The following is an 11,279-nucleotide window of genomic DNA, read 5'->3' as shown; positions in this document are numbered from 1 at the left end:
TATGAAGTACGAAGAACTATATAAAATCGCGGATAAAGCAAAGCAGAACGCCTATGTGCCTTTTTCCAAATTTCAGGTGGGAGCGGCGCTTTTGACTGCGGACGGACAGGTGTTTACCGGTGTTAACGTGGAAAATTCTTCTTACGGCGGGACGATCTGCGCCGAGAGAACCGCCTTTGTCAAAGCCATATCCGAGGGAGCGCGGCAGTTTTCGGCCATCGCAGTTGCTTCCAGCGGCGGAGAAGCGCTTCCCTGCGGCATATGCAGGCAGTTTATGTATGAATTTTGCCCGGAATTAGATGTTATTACAGGAAAAGATGAAAACAGCCTGAGGGTGCAGCCGCTTAACCGTCTGCTGCCGGAGGGCTTTCGATTGGAGAAAGAATGAAATCAGGATTTATCAGTATTGTAGGCAGACCCAACGTAGGAAAATCGACCCTGCTCAACGCCATACTAGGAGAAAAGATCGCCATTACTACAAATAAGCCCCAGACTACCAGGAATACCATCCGCGGCATTTACACCCGCTACGGGCAGGAGGACGCGGATGATCTGCAGATGATTTTCATCGATACACCGGGGATACACAAACCGAAAAATAAGCTTGGAGACTTTATGACCGAGTCCGCCATCGGAACTTTTAAAGAGGTGGATGCGGTGATCCTGATCGTTGATGATAAATTGAGCGCAGGACCCGGGGACAAGTATATCCTCGACCTGCTGAGGGAGATCGAGACTCCCAAAATCCTGGTAATCAATAAGATCGATCAACTGGGTCCGGAGGATTTCCGGCAGATTTATGAAGAATATGAACAGACGGGGGTCTTTGCTGAAATTATCGGAACCTCCGCGACAGAGGGAAAAAATGTCGGCAATGTGATAGAAGCCGCGGCCAAGTTTATGGAGGACGGTCCCATGTATTTTCCGGAGGATATGGTTACAGACCATCCGGAACGGTTCATTGTCAGCGAGATTATCCGTGAAAAGCTGCTGCTCTATTTGCAGGATGAAGTCCCTCATGGTGTGGCCGTTGAGATTGAAAGCTATAAAGAGACTCCTAAGATCACCAAAATCGGGGCGGTCATTTACTGTGAGAAAAAATCCCACAAGGGCATTATCATAGGCAAAGAAGGCAGAAAGCTGAAAGGCGTGGGAAAAAGCGCCCGCGAGGAGATCGAAGCCCTGCTGGGAACGAAGGTGTTCCTGGAATTGTGGGTTAAGGTGAAGGAAAACTGGCGGGACAGCGATTTTGCCCTCTCAAATTTTGGCTACAAAGAATGATATGAAAAAAAATGTAAAAAATATTGGGGCAAAAGCACAGCATAGGGGATGCGTTTGAAGCGATTAAAATTCTGGATCAGAAGAAGTTAGACAGGGGATCTCTGAAGAAAAGCATATAGCCGCATCATATGGGCAGAATCAGCTCATGCGTTTTGTGCTGACAGGAGAAAAACAGTTAAGAGGAATCTCAAACACGGGGTTCCTCTTTTTATGCCTTCTTTTCCAATGGGAGATATGCAAGAAAGTCGGAAAGCCCGGAAGGGAGGTGTGAGAAAAATATTTTTAGAATTTTCGGAATTATACATAAATAATTCTTATGATCTGATAAACTTTAATAATTAGACAAAATGATGAATAAGGTAGAGAATATAATAAACGAATGAATCATCAGAAAATTTCCAAAAGGAGGCTTCAATATGGGCTATAAACTAAGCTTTGGGGAGGCGGACCGCATCTTTGACTCTTTGCAGAAGGAGTACGAGATCTGGGCTCCCAAAAGATTTGTCGGCAAGGGGAGATATTCGGACACCGACATGATCCGTTACGACAAAATACATAGGGCAGATGAAATCGAATTTAACGAGAAATCCGATTTCCCTGCGAAAGAAGTTCTGACACCGATTACAGAGACCCTGTTTTATTTCACGGAAGACGAGTATCGGGAAAGTAAGGCCACGAAGAAGAAACTTCTCATTTTTATGCGGCCCTGTGATGTTCACGCAAAATATCATCAGGAGAAAATTTATCTTGAGAATGGAGATTTTGCCGATTCCTATTACCAGCGTATGAGCGAAAAAGTAAAAATTGTGCTGATGGAATGCGGGGAAGGCTGGGACACCTGTTTCTGCGTCAGCATGGGAACCAACCGGACAGACGACTACGCGGCGGCGGTGCGTGCGGAGGATGAAGCGATGTTTCTGGAAATAAAGGATGAAGAGCTGGCGCCTTACTTTCAGAAATGTGCTTCCGCCCGGTTCACACCATCCTTTGTAGAGGAAAATCCATTACAGGTAACCGTGCCGGAGATCCCCAATAAAGAAGTGCTGACGGAATTAAAGCGGCACCCGATGTGGGATGAATTCGACAAACGCTGCGTTTCCTGCGGCGCCTGTACGCTGGCCTGCAGCACCTGTACCTGCTTTACCACCAGCGATATCGTTTATCAGGAAAACTCCAATGCCGGCGAGCGCAAGAGAACTTCGGCATCCTGCCAGATTGAAGGCTTTACCGATATGGCCGGAGGCATTGTGTTCCGCAATACGGCAGGCGAACGGATGCGCTATAAAGTGCTGCACAAATTCCACGACTATAAAGCTCGCTTCCGGGATTTCCATATGTGCGTAGGCTGCGGCAGATGCATCAGCAGATGTCCGGAATTGATTTCCATCGCCGCCACGGTAGACAAAATGGCTGCCGCGGTCGATGAGATTACAGCCAGTCAGAAAGCGGAAGGAGGAAAATAGCCATGAAAAACATCATTCAGCCTGTAGCCTGTGAAATTTTAGATGTCAAACAGGAGAGCAAGCAGGAATATACCTTTCGGGTAAAAACCGATATCCGCCCCAACCACGGTCAATTTCTGCAGCTTTCAATCCCCAAAGTAGGCGAAGCCCCCATATCGGTCAGCGATTTCGGCGACGGATGGATGGACTTCACCATTCGCTCTGTAGGGAAAGTAACCAATGAAATCTTTTCAAAACGGCCGGGCGATGAGCTGTTCCTCAGGGGAGCTTACGGAAACGGCTGGCCGCTGGAACAGTTTCAGGGGAAGCATATGGTCATCATTACCGGTGGTACGGGCTTGGCGCCGGTGAGAAGCATGCTGCATAAATTTGAAAAAGAACCGGATTATGTGAAAAGCGTTCATCTGATCTGTGGGTTTAAAAATCAGGAGGGCATTCTCTTCCGCAGCGAACTGGAAGAATGGAAACACTGTTTCTCCACGATATATGCTCTGGATAACGAAAAGATCGACGGCTGGCATAAAGGATTTGTGACGGAGTTTGTTAAGGAAATTCCCTTTGATTCCTTTGGCGGGGATTATGAAGTCGTTATCGTGGGCCCGCCGCCAATGATGAAATTCACAGGCATTGAATGCGGCAAATGCGCAGTGCCGGATAAAAAAATCTGGCTGTCCTTTGAACGCAAGATGTCCTGCGCCGTAGGAAAGTGCGGACACTGCCGTATCGATGAAGTTTATGTATGCCTGGACGGACCGACGTTTAACTATACGCAGGCCAAGTATCTGGTGGATTAAAGGAAGGAGAAGAGGGAAATGAATCATGATATTGATGTAAAGAAGGTTCGCACCAACTGCTTCCGTCAGTCCAAGGTGGCGGGGGAATTCATGCTGCAGATGCGTGTGCCCGGCGCTGTGATCGATGCGAAACACTTAAAAGCTGTCGCAGAAATCTGCGAACGCTGGGGAAACGGTTCCTTCCATATGGGAACCCGTCAGACTCTGGATATACCGGGAGTCAAATATGAAAACATACCGGAAGTCAACCGCTATATCAAGCAATATATTGAAGAAGTCGATGTGAAGCTCTGCGGATGCGATATGGAAGCCACGGAGTACGGATACCCTACCATCGGAGCCCGCAATGTAATGGCCTGTATCGGCAATGCCCATTGCATCAAGGGCAACGCCAATACCTATGAAATGGCGAAAAAAATTGAGAAACTGGTATTTCCGTCCCATTACCACATAAAGGTATCGGTGGCCGGATGCCCCAACGATTGTGCCAAAGCCAATTTCAATGACTTTGGCGTCATCGGAGTCAACAAACAAGTCTACGACTATGACCGCTGCATTGGCTGCGGCTCCTGCGTGGATGCCTGTCAGTCCCATGCTACCGGAGTTCTGACTCTCAATGAAAACGGAAAGATCGATAAAGATCCCTGCTGCTGCGTAGGCTGCGGCGAATGTTCACTGATCTGTCCTACGGGCGGCTGGACCAGAGACCCGAAGAAGCTGTACCGCGTGACCCTGGGCGGCAGGACCGGAAAGCAGACTCCCCGTTCCGGCAAGCTATTTCTCAACTGGGTAACGGAAGACGTTGTCCTGGGAATGTTTGCTAACTGGCAGAAATTCTCTGCATGGGCGCTGGATTACAAGCCGGAATATCTTCACGGCGGCCACCTGATCGACCGGGTGGGCTATAAAGAATTCGCGAAGCATATCTTTGAAGGTGTGGAATTCAATCCGGAAGCAAAGGTAGCCGATGATATCTATTGGGCGGAGAATGAACAGCGGAGCAATATCCACGTCATGCCTCTTTCCCAGCACAAACACGCGGGGCCTTCCGAAGAATCGTCCAAATGAAGGACCTTTTGAAATCTCATAGTTTCACCAAAGACCGACCTTTTACCATAAGGCCGGTCTTTTCGCATAATCGTAACTATTGTTGCTTTTCCGTGAATGTGGTAAACTAAAAAACAGAAAGCAGAAGAAAGGAGACGCGCCATGATCACCGATACTGAAGGAATCATACTGAAACAGATAAAAGCAGCCTACGGACGCCGTATGGTCCTTCTGTTCTCCAAGAAATACGGCAAGATCAGCGCCGGGACCAGCATCAGCGAAAAGGGGAGAAACAAATCGGCTCTGGCCATGCGGCCTTTTACTTATGGAAGATATGAGCTGTTTAAAAACAGGGACAGTTACAATATCAACGGGGCCGAAGTGCTTAAGAGCTACTACCGGATCGGTGAAGATGTGGACAAATACATGAACAGCTCCTACATACTGGAATTTACCGAAAAGCTATTGGTGGAGGAACAGCCCTCTCAAGCTCTGTTCAATCTGATCCTGGATTTTTTCAGCGTCATGGAAAACAGACAGAAAAGCCATGGAACCCTGGTGCTGGGATATGAAGTGAAAGCGCTGAAAATCATGGGCGTTATGCCGCGCCTGGATCGCTGCGCCTGCTGCGGCGAAATCTGCGGCACACAAAATCCTCCCAGGTATTTCAGCATAAAAGACGGAGGCATCATCTGTGAAAAATGCGGCGGTTCCGTTGAACTTAGTAGCAATGATACATTGATTTATCCGGTTAGTTTTGGTATAGTAGATATATTGAAGTACTTTGCGGACAATTCTCTGAAAAATTTTGAAAATCTCGCATTGGAGGAGAATGTCCAAAAAAAGCTGCAGACCATGATTCGGCGGTACGCAGCGTATCATTTAGATATTGGTGATTTAAAGAGCGAGAGCTTTTTAACGGAGTATTGAATACCAGGAGGTTTAATATGGAGATTACATTAGAAAAAATTGAATTGGTCAAGGACAGAACCGGTGTGAGCTACGCGGAAGCGAAAGAGGCGCTGGAGGCTGCGGACGGCAGTGTGGTAGATGCGATCATCAGCATCGAAGAAACGATCGACAGCAAGGAGAGCAAATCTTTCAGCAGACAGGGGACTGCAGTATTGGATAACCTGAAAGAACTGATTAAAAAGGGAAACGTTTCCAAGATTGTTGTGAAGAGAGAGGACGAAGTAATCCTCAACATTCCGGTGAATCTGGGGATCATTGGAACGGTAGTTGCTCCGTGGGGCGCTGTTCTGGGCGTGATCGCAGCGTTTGGATTCAAATGCACGGTGGAAGTCGTAAAAGACGACGGTACAATTATTGACGTGAGCGATACGGTTTCCGATACCATGGAGACTGTGGTTGAAAAAGGCAGCGTTGTGGCTGATGAAGTAAAGGAAAGAAGCTCGGATATTTATCAGGACGTAAAAGAAAAGAGCTCCGATATTTATCAGAACGCCAAGGCCAAGGCTTCCGACGCCATCAGCAAAGTGAAGAAAGAAAAAGAAGAAATCGATTTTTCCAGCTGCTTTGATGAGGCGGGCGATGTTGTAGATGATATCAAAGATGAAGCGGAGGACCTCGCAGACGATATGAAAGACGCGGCAGAGGACCTGAAAGAGAATATCGAAGACAAAGTTGACGATAGATAAAAGAAAAATACAAATAGAAATGGTAGGTAGTAAACAGCAATGAGTAAAGAAGTGACGATGGACAAAATTACTGCTTTGGCCAAGAACAGGGGATTCGTGTACCCGGGCTCCGAGATCTACGGCGGCCTGGCCAACACATGGGACTATGGTCCCCTGGGCGTTGAATTTAAAAACAACGTTAAAAAGGCCTGGTGGAAAAAGTTTGTGCAGGAATCCAAGTACAATGTGGGCCTGGACGCGGCGATTCTGATGAATCCGCAGACCTGGGTGGCTTCCGGCCATGTGGGTGGGTTCGCCGATCCTTTGATCGACTGTAAGGCGTGTAAATCCAGGTTCAGAGCAGACCAGCTTATCGAAGAATATCTCAAAGAAGAAGGTATCTCCGATATCACCGTGGACGGATGGTCCAATGAAAAACTGGAAGATTTCATCAAGGAGAAGGGCATCAAATGTCCGGATTGCGGAAAGCAGGATTTTACCGGCATCCGTCAGTTCAACCTGATGTTCAAGACATTCCAGGGCGTGACCGAGGATTCTAAATCGGAACTCTTTTTAAGACCTGAGACAGCTCAGGGTATATTCGTAAATTTCCGTAACGTACAGAGAACATCCAGAAAAAAGATACCGTTCGGCATCGCGCAGATCGGCAAATCCTTCAGAAATGAAATCACTCCGGGCAATTTCACTTTCAGAACCCGTGAGTTCGAGCAGATGGAACTGGAATTTTTCTGCGCTCCGGGAACGGATCTGGAATGGTTCTCCTACTGGAAGGATTATTGCGTCAACTTCCTGAAGAATCTGGGCATGAAAGAAGAAAATATCCGCCTGCGGGATCATGATAAGGAAGAGCTTTCCCATTACAGCAACGCCACAACCGATATTGAGTATCTCTTCCCCTTCGGCTGGGGTGAGCTGTGGGGCATTGCCGACCGGACCGATTTTGACTTAAAACAGCATATCGAACATTCCGGACAGGAAATGAACTACGTGGATTCCGAGACCGGCGAGAAATATGTGCCTTACTGCATCGAGCCGTCGCTGGGAGCTGACCGTGTGGCCCTGGCTTTCCTTGTTGACGCTTATGACGAGGAAATTTTAACGGACAGCAAAGGGAAGGAAGATGTACGGACTGTGCTCCGTTTCCATCCGGCCCTGGCGCCGTTCAAGGCCGCAGTGCTGCCGCTGGCGAAAAAGCTGGCGCCGATCGCAGAGCCGATTCATGAAGAACTGGCCAAGTATTTCACGGTGGATTATGATGCTTCCGGTTCAATCGGCAAGCGCTACAGAAGAGAAGACGAGATCGGTACGCCTTTCTGTATCTGCGTGGACTTCGACACGGCCGAGGATGGCTGCGTGACGATTCGGGACAGAGACACGATGGAACAAGTTAGAATTCCTGTAGATCAGGTTAAAAGCTATATAGAAGAAAAACTAATTTTTTAAGCAAGGGAGATTTAAAAAGTGGAAAAGAAAAAGTTTGTTTACTCATTTAATGAGGGCTCAAAGGATATGAAAGACCTGTTGGGCGGAAAAGGTGCTAATCTTGCGGAAATGACCAAAATTGGCCTTCCTGTACCATTTGGATTTACGGTTACGACCGAAGCCTGCAACCGCTACTATGAAGAAAATAAGACGATCGCGGATGACATCGTGGCTGATATCTTTGAGAAACTTTCCGATCTTGAGCATGTGACCGGAAAGCAGTTCGGCAGTGTAGAAAATCCATTGCTGGTATCTGTACGTTCCGGCGCTAAAATTTCCATGCCTGGTATGATGGACACGATCCTCAACCTGGGGCTTAACGATAATACCGTTGAAGGTCTGGCAAAGCTGACGGAAAATCCCAGATTTGCTTATGACAGCTACAGAAGATTCATCCAGATGTTCGGCGATGTGGTTATGGAAATCCCTAAGACAAAATTCGATGCCATCTTTGATTCCAAGAAAGAAAAAGAAGGCTGCGAGTATGACGTGGATTTGACCACTGAACACTTGCAGGATATCATCGTAGAATATAAAAAATTAGTGAAAGCCGAAATGGGCAGAGACTTCCCGCAGGATCCGAAGGATCAGCTGATGGAAGCGGTTATGGCCGTATTCCGTTCCTGGAACAATGAAAGAGCCATCCTTTACAGACAGCTCAATGATATCCCGGGCAGCATCGGTACTGCCGTAAACGTACAGTCCATGGTATTCGGCAATATGGGAGATACATCCGGAACAGGTGTTGCCTTCACCAGAAATCCGGCCAATGGCGAAAAGAAGCTGTTCGGCGAATTCCTGGTAAACGCACAGGGCGAAGACGTAGTAGCCGGTATCCGTACGCCGCAGCCGATCGCAGAGATGGCGGAAGCGTTCCCGGAGGTTTACAAAGAATTTACACGGATTTCCGAACTGCTGGAAAAACACTATACTGACATGCAGGATATGGAATTCACAGTTGAAAGAAATAAACTCTTTATGCTCCAGACAAGAAACGGTAAGAGAACAGCGGCTGCTGCCGTAAAGATTGCCGTTGACATGGAAAAGGAAGGTCTGATCGACAAAAAGACAGCCGTTACCAGACTGGAACCGGCGATGATCGACCAGCTGCTCCACCCGAAATTCGACGATGCGGAACTGGCCGCTGCTGAAAGACTGACCAAGGGACTTCCGGCATCACCGGGCGCCGCGACAGGTAAGATCTATTTCAATGCCGCTGACGCAGTGGCAGCCGTAGAAAACGGAAACCCTGCTGTTCTGGTAAGACTGGAAACTTCTCCGGAAGACCTGGCCGGCATGGTTGCCGCGGAAGGTATTCTCACAGCCAGAGGCGGTATGACTTCTCATGCTGCGGTAGTAGCAAGAGGTATGGGCAAATGCTGCGTTTCCGGATGCGCTGAAATCAAAGTGGATGAAGAAGCAAAGACGCTGACAATCGGCTCGGAAGTATTTAAAGAAGGCGATTACATATCCCTGGATGGTACGGCCGGCGAAGTAATTAAGGGCCAGGTTAAGACTGTTCCGCCTGAACTGTCCGGCGACTTTGGAACCATCATGCAGTGGGCTGACGAAATCCGTACCCTGAAAATCAGAACCAACGCCGACAATCCGAGAGACGCGAAACAGGCGGTTGATTTCGGCGCGGAAGGTATTGGCCTTTGCAGAACCGAGCACATGTTCTTTGAAGAAGAAAGAATTCCGGCCGTAAGAAGAATGATTTTGGCTGACTCCGAAGAAGAAAGAAGAGAAGCGTTGTCCTTCCTGCTGCCGTTCCAGAAGAGCGACTTCAAGGGAATCTACGAAGCGCTGGGCGACAGACCGGTAACCATCCGTCTGCTGGATCCGCCGCTCCACGAATTCCTGCCTCACACGGACGAGGAGATCAAACAGCTGTCCGCTCAGATCAACGTTCCATATGAAAAACTGGCTAAGAAGACAGAAGAACTCCACGAGTTCAACCCAATGCTGGGACACCGCGGATGCCGTCTTGCCGTTACTTATCCTGAGATCGCTGAGATGCAGGCGGAAGCCATCATCATGGCAGCCATCGAAGTGAGAAAAGAACAGGGCCTGGATGTTGTTCCGGAAATCATGATTCCGCTGGTAGGCCTGAAAAAAGAACTGGCTGACGTAAAAGCAACGGTTGTTAAAACAGTTGAAAAGGTTATGGAGCGCGAAGGCGTGAAATTCGATTACCTGATCGGAACCATGATCGAGATCCCAAGAGCAGCTCTGACAGCTGATGAAATCGCGGAAGAAGCAGAATTCTTCTCCTTCGGAACCAACGACCTGACTCAGATGACCTTCGGATTCTCCAGAGACGATACGGGTCAGATCATCAAAGAATACAGAGACAAGGGCATTTTCGACGATGACCCGTTCCAGTCCATCGACCAGACCGGCGTAGGACAGCTGGTTAAGATGGCAGTTGAAAAGGGTAAGTCCACAAGACCGAACATCAAGCTGGGAATCTGCGGCGAACACGGCGGAGATCCAAAATCCATCGAGTTCTGCCACAACATCGGACTCCAGTACGTATCCTGCTCCCCGTTCCGCGTGCCAATCGCCAGACTGGCCGCAGCCCAGGCAGCAGTAAAAGCCGAAAAATAGGAGGAATTGTCCCAATTTGCGGAGCAAATTGCGGAATTTCCCCCGTCAGGTGCCGCAGGGCTTTAGCCCATGGCCATTGTGAATTTATGCAGGTGTGTTATCCGAAAGATAACACACCTGTTTTAATATGCACCCCTGGCAGAAAAAGGCAAATCGCTATTTTTATCAACACGCAGCAGAAAACCGAGTTCTTGTTGAACTTTTTTCAAGGATACGAGGCACGGGAGCACAGAATTTCGATCAATATGCGGCTTCAAACAGGATCAGAAACCTCAAACCCTTGGAAATACCTCAACAACAAAGCGAAAATGAACCCGCTGTTGAAACAAATCGGCATATTGGGAATACAGGTTGTGTACCCGCAAAGAATCCTGTATAATCGTTTCAACAAACAACAGGAGGTATTTTATTATGATAGACAAATTGACACAGCGGCGCAGTATCCGCAAATACACAGAGGAAGCGATTCCTGAGGAAAAACTGAAAACCGTACTCAAAGCCGGCCTGCTGTCGCCGACTTCGAAGAACCTGCACCCGTGGGAATTTCTGGTGGTTCAGGACAGAAAGCTGCTGGGAGAGCTGGCAGACTGTCGGGAAATGGGAGCCGACATGCTGAAAGGAGCGGCCGCGGCCGTTATCGTTATGGCAGATACGCAGATCAACGACGTCTGGATTGAGGATTGCTCCATCGCCATGAGCAATATGCACCTGACTGCGGCAGACGAAGGGGTGGGAAGCTGCTGGATACAGGTACGGAACCGAAACAGCAAAAAGGCAGGCGTAACCACAGAACAGTTTATTAAAGAAATGTTTGATATAGGAGAAAAATACGCAGTGGAAGCGATTCTTTCCCTGGGCATGCCGGCGAAGGAAAGAGGGCCTGTAGTGCTGGATGAGAAGCTGTGGGAGAAGGTACATTACGGGAAATTCTAAGACGCTGGGAC

The 11,279-nt window shown here is 48.3% G+C and carries 10 protein-coding genes; all 10 read left to right on the top strand.

Going from position 1 to position 11,279, the window contains the following annotated elements:
* Position 1 precedes the first annotated feature (1 nt).
* Positions 2 to 388 (top strand): cytidine deaminase, encoded by a 387-nt coding sequence (gene cdd / locus NE619_RS06115; RefSeq protein ID WP_256131498.1) that lies wholly within the window; start codon positions 2 to 4, stop codon positions 386 to 388.
* Positions 385 to 1,281, top strand: a complete 897-nt coding sequence (era, locus tag NE619_RS06110) for a GTPase Era (RefSeq protein WP_256131497.1) — start codon at positions 385 to 387, stop codon at positions 1,279 to 1,281. The genes cdd and era overlap by 4 nt, the downstream gene beginning before the upstream one ends.
* A gap of 416 nt (positions 1,282 to 1,697) precedes the next feature.
* Positions 1,698 to 2,744, top strand: coding sequence for an anaerobic sulfite reductase subunit AsrA (gene asrA / locus NE619_RS06105; RefSeq protein ID WP_256131496.1), 1,047 nt, complete (start codon positions 1,698 to 1,700; stop codon positions 2,742 to 2,744).
* Positions 2,745 to 2,746: 2 nt separating this feature from the next.
* Positions 2,747 to 3,538: an anaerobic sulfite reductase subunit AsrB gene (gene asrB, locus NE619_RS06100; protein ID WP_256131495.1), complete on the top strand. Its 792-nt coding sequence runs from the start codon at positions 2,747 to 2,749 to the stop codon at positions 3,536 to 3,538.
* 18 nt (positions 3,539 to 3,556) lie between these two features.
* A complete protein-coding gene (asrC, locus tag NE619_RS06095) occupies positions 3,557 to 4,606 on the top strand; it encodes a sulfite reductase subunit C (protein ID WP_256131494.1) in 1,050 nt (349 codons plus the stop codon).
* A gap of 141 nt (positions 4,607 to 4,747) precedes the next feature.
* Entirely contained in the window at positions 4,748 to 5,515 is a 768-nt protein-coding gene (gene recO, locus NE619_RS06090) for a DNA repair protein RecO (RefSeq protein ID WP_256131493.1), read from the top strand.
* A gap of 17 nt (positions 5,516 to 5,532) precedes the next feature.
* The gene (locus NE619_RS06085; protein ID WP_256131492.1) at positions 5,533 to 6,243 is read left to right on the top strand and encodes a DUF4342 domain-containing protein; all 711 of its coding nucleotides are present in this window, start codon (positions 5,533 to 5,535) and stop codon (positions 6,241 to 6,243) included.
* 39 nt (positions 6,244 to 6,282) lie between these two features.
* The gene (locus NE619_RS06080) at positions 6,283 to 7,686 is read left to right on the top strand and encodes a glycine--tRNA ligase (RefSeq protein ID WP_256131491.1); all 1,404 of its coding nucleotides are present in this window, start codon (positions 6,283 to 6,285) and stop codon (positions 7,684 to 7,686) included.
* An 18-nt stretch (positions 7,687 to 7,704) separates the two neighbouring features.
* Entirely contained in the window at positions 7,705 to 10,335 is a 2,631-nt protein-coding gene (gene ppdK, locus NE619_RS06075) for a pyruvate, phosphate dikinase (protein WP_256131490.1), read from the top strand.
* Positions 10,336 to 10,746: 411 nt separating this feature from the next.
* A complete protein-coding gene (locus NE619_RS06070) occupies positions 10,747 to 11,268 on the top strand; it encodes a nitroreductase family protein (RefSeq protein ID WP_256131489.1) in 522 nt (173 codons plus the stop codon).
* Positions 11,269 to 11,279: the final 11 nt, after the last annotated feature.

Origin of the sequence: Anaerovorax odorimutans (genome assembly GCF_024459955.1) — a bacterium.
In the GTDB taxonomy this organism is placed as follows: domain Bacteria; phylum Bacillota; class Clostridia; order Peptostreptococcales; family Anaerovoracaceae; genus Hominibacterium; species Hominibacterium odorimutans_A.
This window is presented reverse-complemented; position numbering and strand designations above follow the sequence as displayed.